Raw genomic sequence first — 21,532 nt, 5'->3', positions numbered from 1 at the left:
TTTAAGAGAGTGCGATGAAGATAGATTGGGATAAAGTCGGAGGGATGATACCTGTGGTAGTGCAAGAGAGCACTACAAATGATGTTTTAATGCTTGCTTTTATGAACAAAGAGGCTTTAAATTTAAGCGTTCAAACCGGCTTTGCCCACTATTTTTCACGCACAAAAAATAGAATTTGGAAAAAAGGCGAAGAGAGTGGCAATGTCCAAAAAATCGATGAGATATTTTTGGACTGCGATAATGACACTATCTTAATAAAAGTAGAGCAGATTGGTGGCGCGGCTTGTCATACCGGTGAGAAATCTTGCTTTTTTAGGAAATTTGAGCTTAATTCAGGTAACAAGAATTTAAATTTAGATAGTAAATTGCCAGATAAAAAGACAAATTACCAGATAATTGACAAAGTATATCACGAAATTTTAGATAGAAAACTCAACGCAGACCCCCAAAAGTCGTATGTGGCAAGTCTGTTTAAAAAGGGCGAAAACGCAATACTTAAAAAGATCGGCGAAGAAGCGACTGAGTTTGTAATGGCGTGTAAAGATGCTTCCAATACCAAAGATGAAAAAAGTAAAAATGATTTGGTGTATGAGGCGGCCGATTTGTGCTTTCACTCTATGGTAGCACTTGCCGCTCATAATATTCACCCTGATCGAATCAAAGATGAGCTTGCTAGAAGGTTTGGAGCAAGTGGAATCGAGGAGAAAAAATCAAGAGATGTTAGATAAGCTAAAAGATGGACTAAGCTTCTATCTCGAGCATTTAGGCTGGATAGATATAGCGGCCTATATATGGCTTGTCTTGATGTTTTTTATCCTTTTTGTAGCCTGTATTTATTTGATAACAAGATTTCACATTTTGGGTTTTTTACTTATGCTATTAAATTTAGTAGCTTTTGGTTTCGGGCTTTTTTATATAAATCGTTTTTTGGATGAGAATTTGAGAACTAGAAATTTAGAGCTAATATCACAAAAACAGCTTTCATACTCAAATACTCTTTTGGTCGATTTAAAGCTTACAAATTTATCAAAAAATCCATTTAAGTATTGCAGGATTGATCTTAAATTTTATAAGCCTTCCGGAAATAAGCTTAGAAATCAAATAAATATGTTAAGACCAATCATGAAAGATAAGATATTTATTAAAGAGATATTGGATATCAATGAGACAAAGCGCGTGCAAGGCGTAATAAATAATTTTAAATTGAGTGATTATAATATAACGGCTAGTTCGGAGTGTTTTTAATGCTAGAGTATTTTAACATTTTTCATATTCTAATAATTGTTATATTGCTGTTTCTTTCAGGACTATTGGCGTATCTGTCAAAATATGAAGAAAACAAAAAAATATTTACTTCTTTAATAGTTATAAATTTTACAGTTACTCTTATAATAGGAGTTTTTTTAATGTTTGTTGTAGATAAATATACTAAAAAAGCTGTTTTAGAAAGCATTACGAAAAGTAGAGTTTTAATGAATGAGACCGTAGTAATTAAAGGTGTCATAAGAAATGTAGGTTCATTTGATATATCTAATTGCAATATTATAGTAAAGCTGATAAATGACCCTATAAGCAAGGATAGTTTAAAAGGTGATGCGATATTTAAACCAAGCGGATTGTCACTATTTTCATGGCTTAATAATGATAAAGATGCTCGCCCAAATACAATCGAGCAAAAGGTGAGTATTGCTAAAAATTTAAAGATAAGAGAGGCTAGAAATTTTAGTATTTCTATGCCATATCCTCCATATTTTAAAAATACTATGTTTATAACTAAGTTGGATTGCTACTAGTTATTTTATAAAATAATCCCCGTCAAAGCTTACAAGCGAGTATTTTCTCTCATTTCCTATACTGCTTACAAGATCATCTAGATTTAAAAACTCAAGAGTATCGGCTCCTATAAATTTACATACCTCATCTTTATTCATCTTATAGCTGATAAGCTCTTCAAAGCTTGGTGTATCGATACCGTAACGTTCAGGGAATTTAAGCTCTGGGCAAGCTACTCTAAAGTGTATCTCTTTGGCTCCTGCAGAGCGAAGTAGCTCTACTATCTTTTTACTCGTAGTGCCTCTAACTATACTATCATCTACTACCACTATGCTTTTGCCTTTTAGTATGCTTGACATAGGATTTAGCTTTAGCTTAACTTTAAGATTTCTCATTGCTTGAGTAGGCTCAATGAAAGTGCGCCCTACATAGTGGTTTCTTACTATGGCAAGTTCAAAAGGTATCTTGCTCTCATTTGCATATCCAAGAGCAGCAGGCACTCCGCTATCAGGCACAGGCACTACGAAATCAGCCTTTATAGCGCTTTGTTTGGCTAAAGCGGCACCCATCTTTTTACGCACATCATATACGCTCTTGCCCTCTATGACGCTATCCGGGCGCGCGAAATATATGTATTCAAATGCACAAATTCTAGGATCTGGTTTAAATAGTTCTATGCTTTGAAACTCGTCTTTGCAATTTTCAAATATTATCATCTCTCCTGGTTTTACATCTCTTATAAATTTAGCTCCCACGAGATCAAAGGCGCAGGTCTCGCTTGCTATTATGTATCCTCCATCTTTTAGCTTACCTATAGATAGAGGCCTTACTCCGTATTTGTCGCGAACGGCAAAAATTTTATGTCTGGATTGAATTATAAGGCAGTATGCGCCTACGATCTTTTTCAAAGCCTCTGTTATACGATCTTTTAGATGCTTTTTCTTGCTTCTAGCTATTAGATGGATGATGTTTTCGGTATCCATATTTGACTGGAATATAGCTCCTTCATCTATAAGAGCTTGGCGAATTTCATCTTTGTTTATTAAATTTCCATTATGAACCAGTGAGATTGAGCCTAAGTTGTAGTTGGCGGATATCGGTTGTGCATCGTCTATAGAACCACTTCCTGCAGTCGAGTAGCGGTTGTGCCCTATTGCCATATCACCTTTTAAAATTTCAAAGCTTTTCTCGTCAAAAACATCAGTAACAAGTCCTGTGGCTTTTATGGTTCTAATATAGCCGTTATCGCTGGTGCTTATTCCGCTTGCCTCTTGACCCCTATGTTGCATTGCAAACAAGGCATAATAAGCTGTTTTTGCCGCATTTTTTGAATTAACCACTCCTACTACAGCACACATTTTTAGACCTTTTGTTTTATTTTAAAATTTATTTTAGCCAAACTTATCTAAAATTTTTAAAAATTTTAGATATAAAATAATATAAAATTTATAAAAATAGCTCCTTAAAACCCTAGGCAATCATCAATACCGTATAATCCATTTTTTTGAGATGCTAGCCAGATGGCGGCTTTAATCGCCCCTTTGGCGAATGTCGCACGACTAGTTGCGGTATGATTTAACTCTATAAATTCTCCATCGTTATAAAATCCAACAGTATGTCGCCCCACAACGTCTCCTCCACGCACCGCTAAAACTGCGATTTCATCTTTACTTCTTGCTCCTATTAGACCTTCTCTGCCTGTTACCATAACCTCTTTTATATTTAAATCTCTGGCGTTTGCCACATGTTCGGCAAGAGTTAGCGCAGTACCGCTTGGGGAGTCTTTTTTGTGCCTATGGTGCTGCTCGACTATCTCTATATCAAATTCTTTTAGTGTCTTCGAAGCTATTGCTGCAAGGCGGTTTAACACGGCTACACCCAAACTCATATTTGTAGCTTGCAGTATAGGCATTGTATTTGAGGCTTGAGCTATTAGCTGGGCTCCATCCTCTCCAAGTCCTGTTGTGCCTATGACTAGTGGTTTTGGATTGGTTCTTGCATAATTTATTAGATTTAATGCCCCATCTTTTATAGTAAAATCAATTACTACATCGCAATTTTCAAATAGCTCTTCAAGACTATTTGTTACCACTGCATTAAGGGCAAAATCAAGAGGCTCTATCGTATAAGCGGCAGTTAAAACAGCCTCTTTGCTATCTTTTAAACACTCTATTATCATTCTACCCATTTTGCCACTTGCGCCGTGAATTCCGATTTTTATCATGACTAATCCTTTTTAATTTAAGATTTGTAATTTAACATATTTTTGATAAAAATAGCGATAAATGGATGGGGTTAGTATAAAACGAGGATTAATAAATTTTACTAGAAGGTAAATTTAGCCGAAATCTCGGCTAAATTTTGAATTAGTTTAGACTTTCTACGTAGCTTAGCGCAGAAAGAGCTGCTACAGCACCATCGCCTGCTGCTACTACGACCTGCTTTGGAGCATCTTTTCTAATGTCTCCTGCGGCAAATAGTCCAGGTACGTTTGTCTGCATTTTTAGATTTACATCTACTTGACCTTCACTTGTCATTTCGCATAGAAATTCGCCATTTTCTTGTTTTAAAATTTCATTATTTACATTTAGTCCCACGAATGTGAAAATTCCAGGCACTTTTAGATCGCGCTCCCCATCTTTTGTATTTAATATAAGTCCGTTAAGACCCATTTTATCGCCATAAGCCTCTTTTATGGTAGCGCTTGTGATAAATTCTATCTTCTCATTTTTGCGAGCCTTTTCCAAAGTCGTTGGAGCCGCGCGAAAACCCTCTCGTCTATGTATGATATAGACTTTAGAACAGATATTGGCAAGATAAATCGCCTCTTCTATAGCAGTATCGCCGCCACCAAGAACGGCAACTTCTTTATTTTTATAAAAAAATCCGTCGCATGTAGCGCAGGTGCTTACTCCTCTTCCGAAGAACTCATCTTCGCCCTTAAAGCCTGCACGACGAGGAGTTGAGCCGGTGGCTATGATTACAGATTTTGCACTTTCCTCTTTTCCTCCGTCAAATATAATCTTGAAGGTTTTATCTGCATTTTGGCTAACTCTTACGATATTTACCATCTCGTGTTTTAGTCCAAATTTCATACACTGAGGAGCCCAAGTACTCATAAAGTCCATTCCGCTTTCGCCCGGATTTTTTTGTCCAGGATAGTTTTCTATCTCAGAACTTCCTGTGATTTGTCCGCCAGGTTCGCCCTTTTCAAACATAACAACATTTTTAAGTCCGCCACGAGTCGCGTAAAGTCCGGCGCTTAGACCGGCAGGACCACCTCCAATGATAGCTAAATCCAACATATTGTATTCCTTTTAAATTTTATTTATTTTTGAATCTTGTTTGTAAATTTTTTCGTCCTGATGGATCATCTCAACACTACTTGGCAGTGTAGTAATATTCAGAAGATTCATAAGCTTTAAAATCGTATTTATATCGGATGTGATATAAGATATATTATCTTTTGGTTCGAATCGTTTTTGAAACATATCAATCGCTATAATAGGCAAATTTTTATTTGAAATTTCTAAAATTTTGTCTAAATCATTCATGTTTGAGCTAAAGACAACAAGTAGAAATTTGTTATTTTTTGGTACAAAAATTTCATTTTTCTCATAAAAAGTTAAAGAGCCAAAGTCTATAAATTTGTATTTTGAGAATCTATAATTATTGTAAGCAAAAACCGAAGCAATTAAAGCGGCGCCAATAAATGAAGCAAAAACTGAAGTCAGGGGGAGTAAAGTCCCCCGTCTTTTTATGCTCATTAAAGAAGCGAATTTATCTTATCTGCTATTGCTTGTTTTGATTGAGCTCCTACCATTTGCTCAACAACTTCGCCATTTTTAAAGAATAGCAATGTAGGAATTGATCTTATGCCAAACTCAACCGCCAGATCTTGAACCTCATCTGTATTTACCTTGCAAATTTTGGCTTTGCCGTCAAATTCTTCCGCAAGCTCATCAATAACCGGAGCAAGCATTCTGCAAGGTCCGCACCAAGGCGCCCAGAAATCAACAAGTGCAACACCCTCTTTAGCTACGTCGAAGTTAGCCGATGTAAGCTCAATGTATTTTCCCATAATTTTCTCCTAATTGAATTTTGGATTGTATTATACATAAACAAGTTTAAAAAATAATAAATAATAAAAATTATAAACTAATATTTTTTATCCACTTTATATTATCATTTTCTATTGTTATCAAATCCACTTGAAAATCGGAGTTTAATCCATTTTTAAGCAGATAAAAATCAATAGTTTTTAAAATTTTCTTAAATTTAGCAGGAGTTAGTCTATATATCGCTTCATACTCTCCTTTGGTTGCTTTGACTTCTATGAAGTGTAAAATTTCATCTTTTTTTGCGATAATATCTATCTCGCCAAATTTTGAGCTAAAATTTCTATCTAAAATTTCATATCCCTCGTTTTTAACATGCCTAGAGGCTATATCCTCTGAGCTTATTCCAAAGAGATATTCATTTAAGCCCACTTACTGTTCAATCCTTATCATAAATGGCTTTTCTCTTATAAATTCTTGCTCTTCTAGTATTCTTATAACTCGTTTGACATCAGCCTCTCTACTTGTATGAGTTGTAAAAAATAGAGTCGCTTTTTTGTCATTTTCTTTATTTTTAATGTGTGGTTTTTGTAAAAAACTATCGATTGAAAGATTATTTTCGCTCATTAAATTTGTAATTCTAGCCAAAACACCGACTTTATCATCAACCTTTAGTCTGAAATAGTATTTGGTTCTAATCTCATCTTGGGCAAGTAGCTCTAGGGATTTTATCTCAAGAGGTGATTTGTATCCCATCATCGGGAAATTTGTGCCTCTGGCAATATCGATTAGATCGCTTATAACAGCACTTGCGGTAGCGCTTCCACCTGCTCCTGGACCATAAAACATGGTTTCTCCGACAGCATCTCCTGCTACACTTACTGCGTTAATGACTCCATCTACTTTGGCTATCATCTTATCTTTCGCTACAAGTGCAGGATGTACTCTTAGCTCTACTTTATCTCCTACTTTTTTAGCTATCGCAAGAAGTTTGATGACATATTCAAAGTCTTGAGCGAAGAAAATATCGTCTTTTGTAATGCCTTCTATACCCTCTATCAGTATGTCTTCAGGATCTCCGTGAACACCGTATGCGATACTTGCTAGTATTAGCAGCTTATGAGCCGTATCAAATCCGCCTATGTCAAAGGTAGGATCAGCCTCTGCGTATCCAAGTTCTTGAGCTTTTTTAAGAGCGTCTTCAAATTTGACTCCGCTATTCATCATAGAGGTTAGTATATAGTTGCTGGTTCCATTCATTATGCCGTTTATAGAGAGAATCTGATTAGCGCTTAGACCTTCTCTAAGAGCTTTTATAATAGGGATTCCGCCAGCCACGCTAGCTTCAAAACCAAAAGGAGTGTCTCCTGTTAGATTTTGAAGTTTAAATCTATGGTAAGCTAAAAGTGCTTTGTTTGCTGTAACAACAGCTTTTTTTCTATGTAGAATCTCACTTACGACTCTATAAGGTTCATCAACTCCGCCCATCAATTCTACGTAAATATCGATATCGTCTCTATTGATAACGCTATTTATATCATTTGTAAGCGGTAAATTTACATCACGTTTTTTGTCTAAATTTCTTACAACACCAATAACCGGCTTTATATCCTTGCCGGCTCTTGCGCTGATTATCTTTTGATTTTGAATCAAAATTTTAGCCACCTGTTCGCCGACTGTGCCAACTCCTAAAATTGCTACATTCATTAGAACTCTTTTAGATATTTTTTGATATTTCTTGCCGCTTGCCTAATGCGGTTTTCATTCTCTATAAGTGCGATTCTTACATAATCGTTGCCGCCTTCTCCAAAGCCTATTCCGGGACTTACGGCCACACAAGCTTTAGTTAAAAGCTGCTTGGAAAACTCTAAGCTTCCTAAATTGCCCACTTGAGGAGGTATTTTTGCCCATACGAACATACTCGCACTTGGTTTTTCTATTTGCCAGCCTGCGTTATCGAATGCTTCTATTAGGACATCTCTGCGCTTTTCATAAATTTGGCGAATTCCTTCTACACAGTCTTGAGGACCGTCTAATGCCACTGTTGCACCCACTTGAATTGGGGTAAACATTCCGTAGTCAAACCATGATTTTATCTTTTTAAGAGCCGCACAAAGCCTTTTGTTTCCGCATACAAAACCAACTCTCCAGCCAGCCATATTATAGCTTTTTGATAGAGTATAGCACTCTACTGCTACGTCCTTTGCTCCTTCGACTTCAAAAATACTAGGAGTTTTGTATCCGTCAAAAGTAAGGTCAGCATAGGCGATATCTGAAATAATGTAAAATCTCTCTTTTTTTGACATTGCCACAAGTCGCTCGTAAAAGCTCTTTTGAACCGTTACGGTGGTAGGATTGTGGGGGAAATTTACAACTACATATTTTGGCTTTGGTGAACTTGAGTAGATGGTATTTTGCAAATTTTCAAAGAATTTATTCTCGTCAAGCTCATATTTTTCATTATAAACTAGAGGCATTTTTGCGACATTTCCACCCGCAATGATAAACGCTTGAGTGTGAATAGGATATGCAGGATCAGGCACGACCGCAATGTCTCCCGGATTGATAATAGCCTGAGTAAGATGTACAAAGCCCTCTTTTGATCCCATTACCGCTACAGCCTCCGTTTCCGGATCTAAATTTACGTCATATTTGCGTTTATACCAGTTGCAGATAGCAAGGCGGAGTTTATAGATCCCTGCTGACGCGGAGTATCCGTGAGTCTTATCTTTTTGTGCGCTCTCACAGAGTTTATCGACTATATGTTGAGGAGTCCTGCCCTCTGGGTTTCCCATAGAAAAATCTATAATATCTTCTCCCGCACGTCGTGCGGCCATTTTTATAGCATTTACCTCTGCAAATACGTAGTTGGGTAGTCTCTCAATCGTATTAAAGCGAATTTCATCAAACATAGCTATCTCCTAGTTATTGTATATGGATTTTTAAGCCTCTTTTGATATTTTCGAGGCTATTTGCATCATCTATTGTAATATATTTTGCATTTGAAGGGAGTATAAAATTAATTTTATTTGTCTTTTTATTTTTTCTTTGTTCTTCTATTAAATTTAAATTGTTATCTAAAATTCTAACAAGTGCAAACCAACTATCACCGTTTTTTGCCGTTATTTCGACTTTACTCGCATCGTTTACATCTATAAAATATGGCTCAAGTGGTTTTGATAACTCTATCTCTTTGCCTATTTCTAATGGAGTTAAATTTAATATGGATTTTGAAGTGTCTAGTATGTATTTGTAGCTAAAGTCACCTGTTTTTTCAATAGCGCTTATAATTGTATTAGTGTTTTTTAAAGCAGTGTATAGCGAGCCTGGATCAAGCATAAATTTAGTATTTAGCCTAATTCCCCAAATCGTAGCTTTGGTATTTGCAAATTCGGTTGTTAAAATTTCATTAAATCCAAGGCTGTTTAGCGCTTCTTTTACAATCTTTATCAAAAGTAGCGGATTGGCTTGATTTGATATAAATTGGATATCTAAATTGACTTTTTCTTTGTATGAAGTTGGAAATAGCGAATTTGATTTTAATGTATTTGAAATTTTAGCTATATCCGGCCTTCCGCTTCCATCTAGGTAATCTAATCCATCACTAAATAATGCAGTTGTTTTGGCACTGCTTTGCCCAAGTATCCCATCTGCTATCTCTAAAACGTTGGCTCCAAAGGCAAAAGACGCCGTTAAAACAAAAACAATAATGTTTTTTACCAAGATTTGCCTTTATTTAAAGACACAAATTCATCATAGCTTATTAGTGTTATCTTATCTTTCTCTACTAAAAATCTTTTGGGATTAAGGTTGTCAAATTTTATGATATCTCCGTCAATATCTAAATTTATATTTCCATGTCCAGTTACTATAATTTGTTTTTGATTTAAGTTTATACTTAAAGGCTTATCTGTGTCAATATATCTTTTTTTGTTATTCTCAAGATTTATAATCCCTATCCAAACTTTTCTTCTGGGATTAATTTGAACTTCATTTAACCCGGTTGTGATATATTTGCTTCCTAGCACAGTAGATTTATTTTGATTTATTTTTGTAGTAATTTTTTGTGGTATTGTTTCAATTTCTATTTTTTCTACCTCTTCTTTAGGTTGTTCTTTTGATTTATTTTCATCTATTTTTTCTGCTTTTGGTATATCTGCTTGAATTATAGTCGAATTTATTATCTGCTCAGGCTGTTGTTTTACTTTTTCTTTTGTTATAGAATCTTGTAAATTTACAGTTGCATTTGAACTTTTTATTATATTTATATTTCTCTCAGCTTCTTCTACTGCTGCGGTATTTGTATAGCTTACACTTCTATTTTTATCTTCAAAAATAATAGATATATTACTTATACTTTTATGCCCTTCAAAAAACCATATAAAAAATACTACTATTATTAAAATAGTGGCTAGTATTAATAATTTCCATGTGGATATTTTATGACCAGATGTATATGCTATAATTTTGGGAAAAATATTGATACTTTTTTGTGGAATTTCATCCTTATATTTAGACATAAATTGCTCATACTCTTCTAACCATTCTTTAAAATTAATATTATATTCGCGCTCTAAAATTTTAATAAAGCCTTTAGCATTTAATCTTGCAAGCTTTTTGTAATTTCTATCGATAATATAACCTACATATTCAGCCTCTATATGCGTTTTTCTTGCAATTTCATTTAGACCAATTTCTTGTAAGCTACTAATTTCATTCATTTATAATCCTGTCACAAATTATGGCGAAAGCCGCACTTACATTTAGCGAATCCCAGCCGTTTTTCATCTTTATACCGACGCACTCGTCGCATTTTAAGATCGCTTTTTTCGGCATTCCTTCGCCTTCACTTCCCATAACAAGAGCTGTTTTAGGACCAAATTTCATCTCATTTACGTTTTTACCGCCGCTTGCTGTTGCATAGAGCTTAAATCCGCATTGCTTCAACTCATTTAGCGCGCTAAGCCCGTCTTCTATAAGAGCGATATCTATCTCGTATGCCGCACCGCTGCTTGCTCTTATGACGCCTTCCATGGCAAGACTTTTAGCCACTACGACTATGCCCTCACATCCCAAAGCATGAGCGGTTCTGATGATAGCACCTATATTTCCAACATCACTGAGTCCATAAATCACGGTTATAAAATTTCGCTTTTTTAGCTCGTCAAACTGTTTAAAGCCAAACTCTTCAACTTCGGCTAAAAAGCCTTGGTGGTTGCCTCCGCGCGCAAGAGCTTGCGCTTTTTGATTATCCACTCGCTTTATGGGCGCTCCAACGGAAGCGATTTGCGAAAATGTAGCTTTATCGCACTCTTTTGCAAGGTAGATAGTTTTAACGCTTTTTTTATAGTGCTTTATAATGTGTAAAAATAGCTGTTTTCCATATATAATCATCGGCTCATAATAGCTAAAAATCAGTAAAATTTAGCTTATTTTGTTAGATTTTCGTATATTTTCTTTACGTTTTCGCCTGTGATTTTGGCAATCAGTTTGGCTTTGGTTTTTGGAGGTATATCAAGAGAGGCGATGTCGTCTATCGTGATTTTTTCAATGCTTTGATGCAGGCTTTTATCTATCACGATACACCATTCGCCCTTTAAATTTGCATTTTGAAGTTGCTCTTTTAACTCTTTTGCGGTTGTGCTGAATTTGGTTTCAAATTTTTTAGTCGCCTCTTTTATGGCAAAAATTTTTCTATCAGGCTCCAAATTTGCTATCTGCTCTACCAGCCCAAGCACTCTTTTTGTACTTTCATATATGACTACAGGATATGGCGAATTTAGTGCGTTTTGCATGGCTATCATTCGCTCTTTGCCAGTGTTTGGTAAAAAACCTAAAAAAGTAAATTCTTTATCGCAAAGTCCGCTTGCAACGACTGCTAAAAGTATTGCGCTTGAGCCGCTTAAGACTTCATAATCGATTTCATTTTTGATAGCAAATCTTACTAGCTCAACTCCAGGATCGCTAATCGCGGGCATTCCTGCATCACTTACATAAGCAACTGTTTTTTTGAAAATTTCCGTGTCTAAATTTGAAAGAATTTGAGCTTCGTTATGAGAGTGAAGCGAGATAAATTTTTCTATCTTTATATCTGAGTCAAAGCGAGAATTTAAGAGATTTATTAGAGATTTGGTAACTCTTGTATCTTCACAAAAGATCACTTCACATTCACGCAAAATATTTAATGCGTGAAGTGAAATGTCCTCTAAATTTCCTATCGGAGTAGGAACGAAATAGAGCAAAGTATTATTTCAAGTTATATTTTTTCTTAAATTTATCAACTCTACCGGCAGAGTCAACGATCTTTTCGCTTCCTGTGAAGAACGGGTGGCACTCGCTGCAGATATCCACTTTAATCTCATTTTTGTTTGATTTAGTTGTAAAAGTGTTACCGCAAGCACAAGTTACTTGGCACTCAACAAATTCCGGATGAATCTCTTTTTTCATTTTTTATCCTTTTATAGCCTGTTTTTATTATTTATTTCGTTCATAGAGTAAGGCGTGATTATACAAAAAAACTTTTTAAAAATCAAATTTAAACCAAAACTTTAGAAGCAACGATTAAAATCGCAGTTTGCGAGCGAAGTATGTTTTTTGAATTTAGGCTGTATTTTTTGCTTACTTTTTCGCGTTCAGTTTGACTAAAGCCGCCTTCTGGGCCTATGATTAAGACTTCGTTTTGTGCATAATTTTCAAAATTTACTCCGCCAAAATCAATTAACGCTACATCTTTATAAGCTTTGATAACATCATCTAAATTTTTATAAATTTCAATTTGCATAATAGAATTTCGGCCGCACTGCTCGCATGAGCTGATTAAAATTCTCTCAAGTCTATCTTTATCAATTTTAAAGTTTTTTTGAGAAAAATCGGAGTAGAAAAATATAAGCTTGCCAACTCCAATCTCATTTAAGCTAGGCAGAGTTTTTTCTATCACTTTGGTATCTATGATAGCCCAACCAAGGTTGAAATTTAGCTCTTCGCTCTCTACACTATGTTTAAAAACAAGAGATAGATTAGCGCCTTTTTTATCTAAATTTGTAATTTCATAAATATAATTTTGCCCATCTTTTAAATTTCTAACATCAATTCGCTCGCCAAGCTTGGCTCGCCTTACTTTAAGGTGCAAAAACTGCTCGTTTTGCAGGCAAATTTGCTCATCTCCTGCCTGTTTTGAATAAAGAAATTTCATCGCACACCGCTTGCGATAAGAACCAGTGCAAGATCAAGTAAAATTTTAAATCTCATTTTTTTTCTAAAATCTATAAAATTTTTACTCTTTATAGCTACTTTTAGCTTCTTAAACTCCATCGCCCCAAGTCCGATGAGAAACACCCAAACTACTATCATTACAACCGCTCTAAAACTCAGATGAAAGTAAAAAACACTCATTAGCAAAAGCCCAGTCATTAGCATAGCTGCTAAAAAGCTGTAGTAGGTAGGCAAGAAAAATCTAATTCGTTTTGCGTAAGATGGCGAACTCACGCCAAATTCTATGAGGCAAAAGTGAATGATGATAAGCGCTATTAAGATAATTGCAAGCCCTAAATGCAGGCTAAGCGCCATCTCGTAAAGCTCTTTTAAACTCTCGTTAAATTCCATTATTTCCCTTCAACTACCGGCTCAGGCGGTAAATTTTCATCTATAGTTACGTTCGCATCAGGTGCGGCTATGGGCACATCGCTCGGCGGAATTTCGTTTAGATCAAGCAAAACCTGCTTCTTTTCGTCCTCACAGCCTGCAAAAAACAGTGCCAAAATCAAAGCCAAAATCCCAAAAATTTGCCTCATTAGACCTCCTTTGGGTTTATGATTTTTTGTCCCAGTTTTATCTTTTCAAAGAGCTCTTTATCATCCCATTCGCTTATGATTTCAGGCGAAAATATAATATCTTTTAAATTTATCTCGCCCATTTTAGCGTTATATGAATCATCCCTAAAGCACTGCGCATAGCCTGTGTCGGTCTCATGCACGATAACGCTATGAATTTTTACTTCGCGCTCGCCGTTTTGCATGACAGTTGATTTTAAAAGCCTGTCAATTAGCACGAAAAATATCCTGCAAAACTGCTCGGCGGATGGATTTACTGGTATTTCTATCCAGCGTTTTGAGTGTTTTTTCATGTCATCTAAGTACTCTTCGTCATCGCCACTAAAAAGCGTAGTCGTGTGATCAAAGCTGTCGATTAGACACTTGATGTTTTGCTTCATTAAACCAAAATCATAAACCATGCCCGCGTTATCTAAGAAATTTGACTCAAGCAGGATTTCAGCTCTATAAGAGTGTCCGTGGATGCTCGTTTTGCATCTTTTTGAGCTGCAAAATCTCACGATGTGAGCGTTTTCAAATTTAAAAAGTTTTCTAATAATCATTTAAACTCCGTCCTTATCGCCCCAAAGCCTTATGTGCACGCGATCGGTGTAGTTAAAGCCAAAATTTATGCAAAATTCAGCCACGCTCCTTGCGTTTTTTTCAAGACTTATTTTATCATAACCTTGAGGCATGCAAAAAACATCATTTTCGCAAATTTCAAGGATTTCAAAAATCTCATCCGCTGCTTGTCGGCTTTGGATCAACTCATCATTTATCACAAATTTATAAAAGCTCTGTTTCGCGCTGTTTTTTATAGCCTTTAGAGCCGCTTTATTTATGCGTTTAGCCTTCGTTTCACCGCTTGCGCTTAACTTAACGCTAATAGCAAAAGTGCAATTTTTATAAAGTTCAAATTTACTAAAATTAACTTCGATCGTGCCGTTTGTCTCAAAATGCACTTCGTAATTTTCATTAAGCAAATTTTGAACCAAATTTATAAAATCTTCGTTTTTATAGTGCAAAAGCGGCTCGCCACCGGTTATTACAACGATGGGTTTTTGATGTAAATTTTTATCGTATTTTTTGATGATAGATAAAATTTCTTGAGAGGTTAAATTTTGGTATTTAAAGTGGCTTGTGTAAACGGCTCTTATGGTATCGCAACCTGTTAGCGCCTCGCCTGTTTTTGGCGAAATTTTACTTACGCCAAAGCCTTTGCAAGTTAGGTTACACCCAGCAAAGCGTAAAAATATGGCGAGTTTGCCACTGCTTGCGCCCTCGCCTTGTATACTTAAAAAGCTCTCGACCAAATTTAAACCCAAATTTTACCTTTCAAATTTGGCGAGATTATATCAAAATTTAGCCGCCTGTTTGGTAAAAGGCTCTGCTTGAAGTTTCGTTTCTAGCCCCAACTTCCCACTTGTTTTTCTCAGGTTTGTTTTGAAGCACTTTACGTAAAACTTCGCTCGCGCCCTTGACGTCACCCGCTTTTACCGCGTCTTTTATGCTCATCGCATCTTCAAAATATAAGCATGGTATCAAAAATCCTTCGGCTGTCAGGCGAATTCTGTTGCAACTCTCGCAGAAATCATGCTTATGCGGATCTATAATGCCAAATTTGTATCCGTCTTCAAGCATGTAGATACTAGCAGGGCTTGTAGGTAGTTTGCCGTCACTTGTGACTTTGTATTTTTGCCCGATCACGTCTAAAATTTCAGCCGTTTTCATGCCTTTAAGCTCGTCGTCTGCGTGCATGTTTTCCATATATTCGATAAAGCGAATTTGACAATCTCTACTCTTTGCAAACTCAAGCAAGCTTACCAGCTCATCATCGTTTACGCCTTTTAGTGCGACCGTATTTATCTTTACTTTAAGTCCTGCATCAAGTGCAGCCTCAAAGCCCGTTAAAACCTCGTGCAAGACGCTTTTTTGCGCGATAAATTTGGCTTTTTCTATCTTTAGGCTATCAAGTGACATGTTTAGTCTTTTAAGTCCTGCGTCTTTAAGTGCTCTTGCATAGTGCTTTAGCATATAGCCGTTGGTTGTAAGGGCTAAGTCTATATCGCTTTTGTAGTCGTGTATCATTCTTATAAAGCTGTCAAGATCTTTTCTTAAAAGCGGCTCGCCGCCTGTTATACGGATCTTTTTTACACCCTCGTCAATTGCAACTTTAACAAATAAAAATAGCTCTTCAAAGCTTAGTAAATTCTCTTTTGGTGTCCATTCAAAAGGGGTTTTTGGCATACAGTACTTGCATCTAAAATTACAGCGTTGCGTTACTGAAATGCGCAGATAATCAACAACTCGTCCATGCCCGTCTATCAACATCTTTCTACCCTTAGTTAATTTAGATTTTTATCTAAACAAATTTATAAGCATTATATGGAGCTTAGCTTTAAAATTTTTTAAATTTTGGATATTTTGGTGATGTTTATTTTTTATATTTTATAAGTTTAATTAGTTTTATTTATCTAAATGAGTTTATTAAACTTGAGGACAAATTCGACTTTGCCTATTCCCAGTCTAAGATCTTTGGCTATTGTTTCTATGTTTTTACCATCTTTATACATATCTATAATTCGTTTTTCGTCAGTTTCTTCGCTATTTGATGTTATTTTTCCTATGGTTTTGGTTCGTTCTTCAAGTGTGTAGATTCTGTTTTGTTGCTCTTCTTGAAAGCTGTCTATGGAGGTTTCTATCCCTTTAAGAGTATTTACTATGGGGATGATTTTTGAGTTTATTTGTTCGTTTAATCTTTGTTCTAATCGTGATTCTATCGCTTCTGCGTCGATATTTGCACTTCCTGCTATCTCTATATTGTTAAGCTGTTTTTTTAAGAGATGATTTTCTTGGATAATACCTTCTAATACTTTTTCATATCTTGCAAATTTTTTGCCAGCCTCCATATCTTTTAGCACCACTAACAAAAAAAGTATTACTAAAATAAGTCCAAATCCTATAAAAATTATAAAATCACTGTCCATTTGTACTCCTTAGCTCTCTTATCATCACTCTTTCTCTTGCTGTAACGTAGCCATTATAATCGCTTTCGTCACTCTCGTTCATTCTGGTTATCTTGGCCCTTTTTTCATCAACTGCCTCAAAAAATATAGCGACATCACGTTTGGGAAATATAGGCATCGAAATTCTAGCATAATAGCTTGCGCCGGTGCTCAATTTTGCCTCTTTAATGCTAAAATTTTCAAATCCTATGCCGTCTATTATACAGCTTTGACTTAGTTCTAATTTAATTGTTTTTTCATTTTTTATAAAGGCGTTTAGTTCGTCAAATTTACGGTGAAGCTCTATAAGTAATGTTAAAAGTACTTGATCACTATCTCTTGTTTCGCCTTTAGCCTTGGCGCGTTTTATCCATTGACCTAGAGGATCTTCTTCGCTTCCACTTAATTTGTCAAATTCGAGTAAAAATTCTCTTTGTCTGCCATCAATCTTTTCAAAAAATATCTCTAAATTCGCGGGAACAAGCCTCATAGATCTATCCATATAAATATAAAAAATAAAATTCCAAGATAGCCGTTTAATGTGAAAAATGCTCTGTCTATCTTGCTAAAATCTTTTCTTACTATTTTATGCTCAAAAAATAAAATAACTCCGCTTGTTATTATTCCCAAAAACGCCCATACTCCAAGCTTTGCCGCCCAAGCAAAAAGTAGCCATAGTAATACTGCGTTGGCATGAAAAATAGCGGAGATAAACATTGTCGCCTTTTCGCCATATATCGAAGGTATGCTAAAAAGCCCCTTTTCTCTATCAAATTCCATATCCTGAAGCGAATAAAGCAGGTCAAATCCCGCCACCCAAAACATCACCCCAAGGCACAGTAGCGCGCTCCAAAGCGGTATGCTGGCACTTATCGCCACCGCTCCTGCGATCGGAGCTAAACCAAGCGATAAACCAAGCACCAAGTGTGCAAGCTCGCTAAAACGCTTAAACAGCGAATAGCCGCCAAGGATAGCTAAAATCGGAAATGACAGCCAAAACGCAAGATCGTTGATAAACCAAGCCACTATTACAAAAATCGCGGCGTTTGCGATGATGAAGATAAGCAAATTCGAGCGCCCTATGCGCCCATCCACGCTTGGGCGATTTGCAGTTCTTGGATTTAATTTGTCTATATCTTCATCACTGTATCTATTAAAAGCCATTGCAAAATTTCTTGCACTTACTGCGCAGATAACGCCTAAAATAAGCAGTTTCCAGCCAAACCAAGCCGAGTTATTTACGTGCTTGCTCGCAACTATCATCGCCGTAAATATAAATGGTAAAGCAAAAACTGAGTGCTTAAAAACTATTAAATCACCTATATCTTTAAGTGTCTTTATAAATTTTTGCATTAAATTTTCCGTAAATTTTAAGTTTTGGGTATATTTTATCTTAAATTACGAAAATTTGCTAAAATTAGAACATCCGCAAAGCAAAAGGAAAATAATTATGAGAGATATGATAATCGTAGGCGAGGGGCTTAGTGGGCTTTTTAGCGCATATTGGTGCGTTAAAAATTCTCTAAGTGTTGCCGTTGTGTCAAAAAATGAGAGATTAAACGCAAGCAGCAGTGAAGCTTTAAATATTTTTAGCGAGATAAATCATGGCATTTTGCAATCTTTTTTAAATTTTGCAACCGGAAAAACAAGATTTTCTCTTACAAATTTATTTGAAAAATCTGCATTAAGTAAACTTGTAAAATTTGGGTTAAATAGTGAAAATTTTAGTAAAAAACTTCAAATTTTAACCAAAAAATATGGCCTTAGAAGCTATGAGATTTATGAAAATTTAAAGTTAGATATCGGAGATTTTGACTTCAAAAGAGAAGATTCGACTGTTTTATTTTTTGAAAATCAAGGCTATAAAAAGGCGCTTGAGAGGATAAAATTTGGCGATAAAGATTATGAGATTTTAAACGTAGATGAGTCTAGAAAAGATTTTGGATTTGTTAATCAAAATTTAAAAGGTGCTATAAATTTAAATCAAAACGCCAAAATTAATACGCAAAAGCTCTATGAAAATTTGAAAAATTACCTAAAGCAAAATAGAGTAGAGTTCATAGAAGATGAGATAATGGATTATGAAGTAGGTGGAGGCTCAATAATCGCTGCAAAGGGATTAAAGGCTAGATATGAGGCTAAAAATTTTATCCAAGCTATTGGATCAAATGTCGAGTTGGCTAAAAAATTTGGTATAAATTTTGAAATTTTGCCTGCTAAAATTTACGATATTACATTTGACGCTAGTAATGATTTAAAGCCTCAAAACGCTCTTTTGATAGATGATCTATCTATGAGAGTTTTGGCTAATGGTTCAAAAGTGAACATATCTACAAAACCTAAGCTAGGAGCTGTAGATAGCGAGATTAATATGGAGGATATCAACGCTTCTCTTTCCAAACTTAAGCCTTTTTGCTCTTTTTTTGAGCTTAAAAATCCTATTTTTAGAGCTTACAACGTAGCCATGACTCCAAATTCTCTCCCTATTTTTGGACGAGATGAAAGCTATGAAAATTTAGCTTATATCGCTGGCTTTGGATTAAATGAAGCTCTTTTCGCTCCTTGTGTATCTAAAATCTTAATAAATTTGATAAAAAACGATACTTCAAACCAAAATAGTGATGATGTATTGCTTTTTTCAGGACTTTACCATTGAAAGAGCTTGCTATAATCGGTGCTACGGCAAGCGGCAAGACCGATCTTGTACTTAAGCTTGCAAGCGAATTTAACGGCGTTATCTTAAGTCTTGATTCGCTTTGCGTCTATAAAGAGATCAATATCGCAAGTGCCAAGCCAAGCGAAGTGGAGCTTGCCAGCGTGAGACATTTTGGGATAAATTTAATATATCCAAATGAGCATTTTGACGTGGGAATGTTTTTTAAAATTTATAAACAAGCTCGCGAATTTGCTTTAGAAAGCGGCAAAAATTTATTTATAACAGGTGGAAGCGGATTTTATCTAAAATCCTTAATCTCAGGGCTTTCTCCAAAATTTGAGCGACTTGAAAGCGGACTTAGTAACGCTGAAATCCATGAATTTGCAAGCAAAATAGATCCCGTTTTTGCTTCTAAATTTAGCCAAAATGACACATATAGGCTAAATAAATGGCTTGAAATTTACGTTCATATTTTAAAGACCGAAAATCCCGTCCAAGAGCTTGGGCTTGAAAATTTGATTAAAATCGTGCAGTGTAAGGCGGTGCAAAACTTGCAAATTTCAACCGCTCCAAGTGTTTATTTGCAAGAAAATACTTATGAGCCTATCATCTCAAATTTAAAGATTTTCGAGATAGTTTGGGATAGGGAAATTTTGCGTGAGCGCATAAAAATTCGCACCGAAAATATGCTTGAAAAAGGGCTTTTGGCTGAGGCTAAATTTTTGTTTGAGAAGTATCCCGATGAGCCAAAACCGCTTAAGTCAATAGGTCTTAAAGAGTGCGGCGAGTTTTTAAGAGGCAAGATCGATGAAAGCGAGCTTTTTGAGCTGATTTCAACACATACGGCTCAGCTTGCTAAGCGTCAGCGCACTTTTAACTGCTCGCAATTTGAGGAGAAATTTAGCGGCTCTATCAGTGAATGCGAAGTTAAGATCAGAGAGTTTTTGAGCTGATTTAAAATTTGCAGCTAAAATTGCTATAAAACAACAATAAAAAAGGAGAAATTTGCTAGTTCATATCTGCTGTTCGGTTGATAGTCACTACTTTTTACGTCGTTTGCGCGAGGATTTTCCGGACGAGGAGCTGATCGGCTATTTTTACGATCCAAACATCCATCCGTATAGCGAATTTTTGATGCGCTACGAGGACGTTAAGCGTTCGTGCGACGCGATGGGTATTAAGCTTCTATGCGGCGAATACGACTATGAAAGCTGGCTTGCGGGAACTAAAGGGCTTGAAGATGAGCCTGAAAAGGGCAAGCGCTGCAAATACTGCTTTGATTTTCGCGTTGGAAACTCGGCTGCTAAGGCGATTGAGCTTGGACAAAAGTCGGTTACAACGACACTTTTAATGAGTCCAAAGAAGGATTTTAGCCAGCTTGAAGCTTCGCTTAAAGAGGCAGTAGAGGGCTATAATCTTGAAGCTGTGGCGGTTGATTACCGAAAAAATGGCGGCACAAACGAGCAGTTTGAACTGGCTAAAAAAGACAAACTCTATCATCAAAATTACTGCGGGTGCATCTTTGGGCTTAGCAAGCAGCGAGAAGCGCAAAATTTGCCGTTAAGCGAGCTTGCAAGCGAGATAAATGGGCGTGTTTTGCCGGGCAGTATCGAAGAGCGGCTTGAGCTTTATAAAAAAGTGCGAGAGTGCGAAGAAAAGGGCGTGAAATTTCATCTTTCGCGCAAGTATTTTTTAAACTACCGCCTACTTAGAGCAAATGTGAAATTTGATAAATTAGTTGTGCCTAGCTACTTTTTGCTCTACTCAAATTTTAAGCGTGCGAGCGTGAAATTTAGCGTAAATGAGGCAAAAAATTTGCTTGATGAGCTTAGAGACGGTGTAACGATGATGAGTTTAGCTAAATTTAACGAACTTACGGGGTGTAAATTCGCAAGCGTTAGCGAGCTTTGCAAAAATCCGCTAAGCGTGGAAGCTGAGCTAAATTTAAGACGAGAAATTTGTGGGGATTTTAGCCAGAATCCTATAATCGTGCTTGATCAAATTTTAGCAGGCAGATATGAAATTTATGGCAAAAGCGTAACCTATAACGACAGCAGGGAGGTTTTGGTTTTTCAAAAGTAACTATATAGTCTTAAAAATTATAATATAAAATGTAAAGTTAAAATATATTTTGGATTTTTAATATATTTATTTGATTACTCGATCAATTTTTCTTTATACATATATAGTATTTATAAAAAATATAAAAATAAGATTGATAAAAACATCAGC

General features: G+C 35.9%; 28 protein-coding genes. 6 read left to right on the top strand and 22 right to left on the bottom strand.

From position 1 onward, the window contains the following. Positions 1 to 14 precede the first annotated feature (14 nt). The 3 genes from hisIE to CDOMC_RS08860 are packed head-to-tail and all read left to right on the top strand — an operon-like array spanning position 15 to position 1,793. Positions 15 to 728 carry a bifunctional phosphoribosyl-AMP cyclohydrolase/phosphoribosyl-ATP diphosphatase HisIE gene (gene hisIE / locus CDOMC_RS08870; RefSeq protein WP_172129446.1) on the top strand — a complete coding sequence of 238 codons (714 nt, stop codon included), beginning with the start codon at positions 15 to 17 and terminating at the stop codon, positions 726 to 728. Next, positions 718 to 1,245, top strand: coding sequence for a DUF2393 family protein (locus tag CDOMC_RS08865; RefSeq protein WP_185768461.1), 528 nt, complete (start codon positions 718 to 720; stop codon positions 1,243 to 1,245). The genes hisIE and CDOMC_RS08865 overlap by 11 nt, the downstream gene beginning before the upstream one ends. Then, the gene (locus tag CDOMC_RS08860; RefSeq protein ID WP_236861310.1) at positions 1,245 to 1,793 is read left to right on the top strand and encodes a DUF2393 family protein; all 549 of its coding nucleotides are present in this window, start codon (positions 1,245 to 1,247) and stop codon (positions 1,791 to 1,793) included. The genes CDOMC_RS08865 and CDOMC_RS08860 overlap by 1 nt, the downstream gene beginning before the upstream one ends. On the opposite strand, the gene purF is transcribed toward CDOMC_RS08860, so the two are convergent. From purF to mqnP, 22 genes are all read right to left on the bottom strand, one after another. Beyond that, positions 1,794 to 3,131 (bottom strand): amidophosphoribosyltransferase, encoded by a 1,338-nt coding sequence (purF, locus tag CDOMC_RS08855; RefSeq protein ID WP_172129443.1) that lies wholly within the window; start codon positions 3,129 to 3,131, stop codon positions 1,794 to 1,796. 104 nt (positions 3,132 to 3,235) lie between these two features. Then, complete coding sequence (gene dapB / locus CDOMC_RS08850; RefSeq protein WP_172129442.1) at positions 3,236 to 3,997, bottom strand: 4-hydroxy-tetrahydrodipicolinate reductase; 762 nt, start codon at positions 3,995 to 3,997, stop codon at positions 3,236 to 3,238. A 142-nt stretch (positions 3,998 to 4,139) separates the two neighbouring features. Continuing rightward, entirely contained in the window at positions 4,140 to 5,078 is a 939-nt protein-coding gene (gene trxB, locus CDOMC_RS08845) for a thioredoxin-disulfide reductase (RefSeq protein WP_172129441.1), read from the bottom strand. A gap of 12 nt (positions 5,079 to 5,090) precedes the next feature. Then, on the bottom strand, positions 5,091 to 5,540 hold the full coding sequence (locus tag CDOMC_RS08840) for a hypothetical protein (RefSeq protein ID WP_172129440.1): 450 nt from the start codon (positions 5,538 to 5,540) through the stop codon (positions 5,091 to 5,093). Further along, positions 5,540 to 5,854, bottom strand: coding sequence for a thioredoxin (gene trxA / locus CDOMC_RS08835; protein WP_169976305.1), 315 nt, complete (start codon positions 5,852 to 5,854; stop codon positions 5,540 to 5,542). Before trxA ends, CDOMC_RS08840 begins: the two co-directional genes overlap by 1 nt. Positions 5,855 to 5,924: 70 nt before the next feature. Beyond that, positions 5,925 to 6,263 carry a YraN family protein gene (locus CDOMC_RS08830; protein WP_172129439.1) on the bottom strand — a complete coding sequence of 113 codons (339 nt, stop codon included), beginning with the start codon at positions 6,261 to 6,263 and terminating at the stop codon, positions 5,925 to 5,927. Next, positions 6,264 to 7,538: a homoserine dehydrogenase gene (locus CDOMC_RS08825; RefSeq protein WP_172129438.1), complete on the bottom strand. Its 1,275-nt coding sequence runs from the start codon at positions 7,536 to 7,538 to the stop codon at positions 6,264 to 6,266. Beyond that, positions 7,538 to 8,743, bottom strand: a complete 1,206-nt coding sequence (locus CDOMC_RS08820) for an LL-diaminopimelate aminotransferase (RefSeq protein WP_172129437.1) — start codon at positions 8,741 to 8,743, stop codon at positions 7,538 to 7,540. The genes CDOMC_RS08825 and CDOMC_RS08820 overlap by 1 nt, the downstream gene beginning before the upstream one ends. A 13-nt stretch (positions 8,744 to 8,756) precedes the next feature. Next, entirely contained in the window at positions 8,757 to 9,554 is a 798-nt protein-coding gene (locus CDOMC_RS08815; protein WP_172129436.1) for a hypothetical protein, read from the bottom strand. Further along, positions 9,548 to 10,552 carry a phosphatidylglycerophosphate synthase gene (locus tag CDOMC_RS08810; protein WP_172129435.1) on the bottom strand — a complete coding sequence of 335 codons (1,005 nt, stop codon included), beginning with the start codon at positions 10,550 to 10,552 and terminating at the stop codon, positions 9,548 to 9,550. The genes CDOMC_RS08815 and CDOMC_RS08810 overlap by 7 nt, the downstream gene beginning before the upstream one ends. Beyond that, positions 10,545 to 11,225 (bottom strand): 23S rRNA (guanosine(2251)-2'-O)-methyltransferase RlmB, encoded by a 681-nt coding sequence (rlmB, locus tag CDOMC_RS08805; protein WP_172129434.1) that lies wholly within the window; start codon positions 11,223 to 11,225, stop codon positions 10,545 to 10,547. Before rlmB ends, CDOMC_RS08810 begins: the two co-directional genes overlap by 8 nt. A gap of 35 nt (positions 11,226 to 11,260) precedes the next feature. Continuing rightward, a complete protein-coding gene (gene rsmI, locus CDOMC_RS08800; RefSeq protein WP_172129433.1) occupies positions 11,261 to 12,073 on the bottom strand; it encodes a 16S rRNA (cytidine(1402)-2'-O)-methyltransferase in 813 nt (270 codons plus the stop codon). A gap of 4 nt (positions 12,074 to 12,077) precedes the next feature. Further along, positions 12,078 to 12,278 (bottom strand): 50S ribosomal protein L31, encoded by a 201-nt coding sequence (gene rpmE, locus CDOMC_RS08795; RefSeq protein WP_172129432.1) that lies wholly within the window; start codon positions 12,276 to 12,278, stop codon positions 12,078 to 12,080. Between the two features lie 88 nt (positions 12,279 to 12,366). Continuing rightward, the gene (locus tag CDOMC_RS08790; protein ID WP_172129431.1) at positions 12,367 to 13,023 is read right to left on the bottom strand and encodes a 16S rRNA (uracil(1498)-N(3))-methyltransferase; all 657 of its coding nucleotides are present in this window, start codon (positions 13,021 to 13,023) and stop codon (positions 12,367 to 12,369) included. Continuing rightward, a complete protein-coding gene (locus tag CDOMC_RS08785) occupies positions 13,020 to 13,433 on the bottom strand; it encodes a hypothetical protein (RefSeq protein WP_172129430.1) in 414 nt (137 codons plus the stop codon). Before CDOMC_RS08785 ends, CDOMC_RS08790 begins: the two co-directional genes overlap by 4 nt. Then, positions 13,433 to 13,621, bottom strand: a complete 189-nt coding sequence (locus CDOMC_RS08780) for a hypothetical protein (RefSeq protein WP_172129428.1) — start codon at positions 13,619 to 13,621, stop codon at positions 13,433 to 13,435. The genes CDOMC_RS08785 and CDOMC_RS08780 overlap by 1 nt, the downstream gene beginning before the upstream one ends. Then, a complete protein-coding gene (locus tag CDOMC_RS08775; protein ID WP_172129426.1) occupies positions 13,621 to 14,202 on the bottom strand; it encodes a 6-pyruvoyl trahydropterin synthase family protein in 582 nt (193 codons plus the stop codon). The genes CDOMC_RS08780 and CDOMC_RS08775 overlap by 1 nt, the downstream gene beginning before the upstream one ends. Continuing rightward, positions 14,203 to 14,964 carry a 7-carboxy-7-deazaguanine synthase QueE gene (locus tag CDOMC_RS08770; RefSeq protein ID WP_172129424.1) on the bottom strand — a complete coding sequence of 254 codons (762 nt, stop codon included), beginning with the start codon at positions 14,962 to 14,964 and terminating at the stop codon, positions 14,203 to 14,205. It abuts the gene before it with no gap. Positions 14,965 to 15,001: 37 nt separating this feature from the next. Continuing rightward, positions 15,002 to 15,970, bottom strand: coding sequence for a GTP 3',8-cyclase MoaA (gene moaA / locus CDOMC_RS08765; protein WP_172129422.1), 969 nt, complete (start codon positions 15,968 to 15,970; stop codon positions 15,002 to 15,004). Positions 15,971 to 16,113: 143 nt separating this feature from the next. After that, positions 16,114 to 16,626, bottom strand: a complete 513-nt coding sequence (locus CDOMC_RS08760) for a DUF6115 domain-containing protein (protein ID WP_172129421.1) — start codon at positions 16,624 to 16,626, stop codon at positions 16,114 to 16,116. Continuing rightward, positions 16,616 to 17,134 carry a hypothetical protein gene (locus CDOMC_RS08755; protein WP_172129419.1) on the bottom strand — a complete coding sequence of 173 codons (519 nt, stop codon included), beginning with the start codon at positions 17,132 to 17,134 and terminating at the stop codon, positions 16,616 to 16,618. Before CDOMC_RS08755 ends, CDOMC_RS08760 begins: the two co-directional genes overlap by 11 nt. Further along, positions 17,131 to 17,997 carry a menaquinone biosynthesis prenyltransferase MqnP gene (gene mqnP, locus CDOMC_RS08750; protein WP_172129417.1) on the bottom strand — a complete coding sequence of 289 codons (867 nt, stop codon included), beginning with the start codon at positions 17,995 to 17,997 and terminating at the stop codon, positions 17,131 to 17,133. The genes CDOMC_RS08755 and mqnP overlap by 4 nt, the downstream gene beginning before the upstream one ends. A 97-nt stretch (positions 17,998 to 18,094) precedes the next feature. On the opposite strand from mqnP, the gene CDOMC_RS08745 reads away from it, so the two are divergent. Genes CDOMC_RS08745 through CDOMC_RS08735 form a run of 3 tightly spaced genes read left to right on the top strand, consistent with a single transcriptional unit; the run spans position 18,095 to position 21,382 of the window. Next, on the top strand, positions 18,095 to 19,300 hold the full coding sequence (locus CDOMC_RS08745; protein ID WP_172129415.1) for an NAD(P)/FAD-dependent oxidoreductase: 1,206 nt from the start codon (positions 18,095 to 18,097) through the stop codon (positions 19,298 to 19,300). Further along, on the top strand, positions 19,297 to 20,253 hold the full coding sequence (locus tag CDOMC_RS08740; protein ID WP_172129413.1) for a tRNA (adenosine(37)-N6)-dimethylallyltransferase: 957 nt from the start codon (positions 19,297 to 19,299) through the stop codon (positions 20,251 to 20,253). Before CDOMC_RS08745 ends, CDOMC_RS08740 begins: the two co-directional genes overlap by 4 nt. Positions 20,254 to 20,305: 52 nt before the next feature. Further along, a complete protein-coding gene (locus tag CDOMC_RS08735) occupies positions 20,306 to 21,382 on the top strand; it encodes an epoxyqueuosine reductase QueH (RefSeq protein WP_172129411.1) in 1,077 nt (358 codons plus the stop codon). Positions 21,383 to 21,532: the final 150 nt, after the last annotated feature.

Source organism: Campylobacter sp. RM16192 (genome assembly GCF_004803855.2).
Taxonomy (GTDB): domain Bacteria; phylum Campylobacterota; class Campylobacteria; order Campylobacterales; family Campylobacteraceae; genus Campylobacter_A.
This window is presented reverse-complemented; position numbering and strand designations above follow the sequence as displayed.

Bases quoted from the DNA above. Each gene is read 5' to 3' on its own strand.
- hisIE (WP_172129446.1), top strand. From the start codon at position 15: ATGAAGATAGATTGGGATAAAGTCGGAGGGATGATACCTGTGGTAGTG.
- CDOMC_RS08865 (WP_185768461.1), top strand. From the start codon at position 718: ATGTTAGATAAGCTAAAAGATGGACTAAGCTTCTATCTCGAGCATTTA.
- CDOMC_RS08860 (WP_236861310.1), top strand. From the start codon at position 1,245: ATGCTAGAGTATTTTAACATTTTTCATATTCTAATAATTGTTATATTG.
- purF (WP_172129443.1), bottom strand. From the start codon at position 3,131: ATGTGTGCTGTAGTAGGAGTGGTTAATTCAAAAAATGCGGCAAAAACA.
- dapB (WP_172129442.1), bottom strand. From the start codon at position 3,997: ATGATAAAAATCGGAATTCACGGCGCAAGTGGCAAAATGGGTAGAATG.
- trxB (WP_172129441.1), bottom strand. From the start codon at position 5,078: ATGTTGGATTTAGCTATCATTGGAGGTGGTCCTGCCGGTCTAAGCGCC.
- CDOMC_RS08840 (WP_172129440.1), bottom strand. From the start codon at position 5,540: ATGAGCATAAAAAGACGGGGGACTTTACTCCCCCTGACTTCAGTTTTT.
- trxA (WP_169976305.1), bottom strand. From the start codon at position 5,854: ATGGGAAAATACATTGAGCTTACATCGGCTAACTTCGACGTAGCTAAA.
- CDOMC_RS08825 (WP_172129438.1), bottom strand. From the start codon at position 7,538: ATGAATGTAGCAATTTTAGGAGTTGGCACAGTCGGCGAACAGGTGGCT.
- CDOMC_RS08820 (WP_172129437.1), bottom strand. From the start codon at position 8,743: ATGTTTGATGAAATTCGCTTTAATACGATTGAGAGACTACCCAACTAC.
- CDOMC_RS08810 (WP_172129435.1), bottom strand. From the start codon at position 10,552: ATGAATGAAATTAGTAGCTTACAAGAAATTGGTCTAAATGAAATTGCA.
- rlmB (WP_172129434.1), bottom strand. From the start codon at position 11,225: ATGATTATATATGGAAAACAGCTATTTTTACACATTATAAAGCACTAT.
- rpmE (WP_172129432.1), bottom strand. From the start codon at position 12,278: ATGAAAAAAGAGATTCATCCGGAATTTGTTGAGTGCCAAGTAACTTGT.
- CDOMC_RS08790 (WP_172129431.1), bottom strand. From the start codon at position 13,023: ATGAAATTTCTTTATTCAAAACAGGCAGGAGATGAGCAAATTTGCCTG.
- CDOMC_RS08785 (WP_172129430.1), bottom strand. From the start codon at position 13,433: ATGGAATTTAACGAGAGTTTAAAAGAGCTTTACGAGATGGCGCTTAGC.
- CDOMC_RS08780 (WP_172129428.1), bottom strand. From the start codon at position 13,621: ATGAGGCAAATTTTTGGGATTTTGGCTTTGATTTTGGCACTGTTTTTT.
- CDOMC_RS08775 (WP_172129426.1), bottom strand. From the start codon at position 14,202: ATGATTATTAGAAAACTTTTTAAATTTGAAAACGCTCACATCGTGAGA.
- moaA (WP_172129422.1), bottom strand. From the start codon at position 15,970: ATGTTGATAGACGGGCATGGACGAGTTGTTGATTATCTGCGCATTTCA.
- CDOMC_RS08760 (WP_172129421.1), bottom strand. From the start codon at position 16,626: ATGGACAGTGATTTTATAATTTTTATAGGATTTGGACTTATTTTAGTA.
- CDOMC_RS08755 (WP_172129419.1), bottom strand. From the start codon at position 17,134: ATGAGGCTTGTTCCCGCGAATTTAGAGATATTTTTTGAAAAGATTGAT.
- mqnP (WP_172129417.1), bottom strand. From the start codon at position 17,997: ATGCAAAAATTTATAAAGACACTTAAAGATATAGGTGATTTAATAGTT.
- CDOMC_RS08745 (WP_172129415.1), top strand. From the start codon at position 18,095: ATGAGAGATATGATAATCGTAGGCGAGGGGCTTAGTGGGCTTTTTAGC.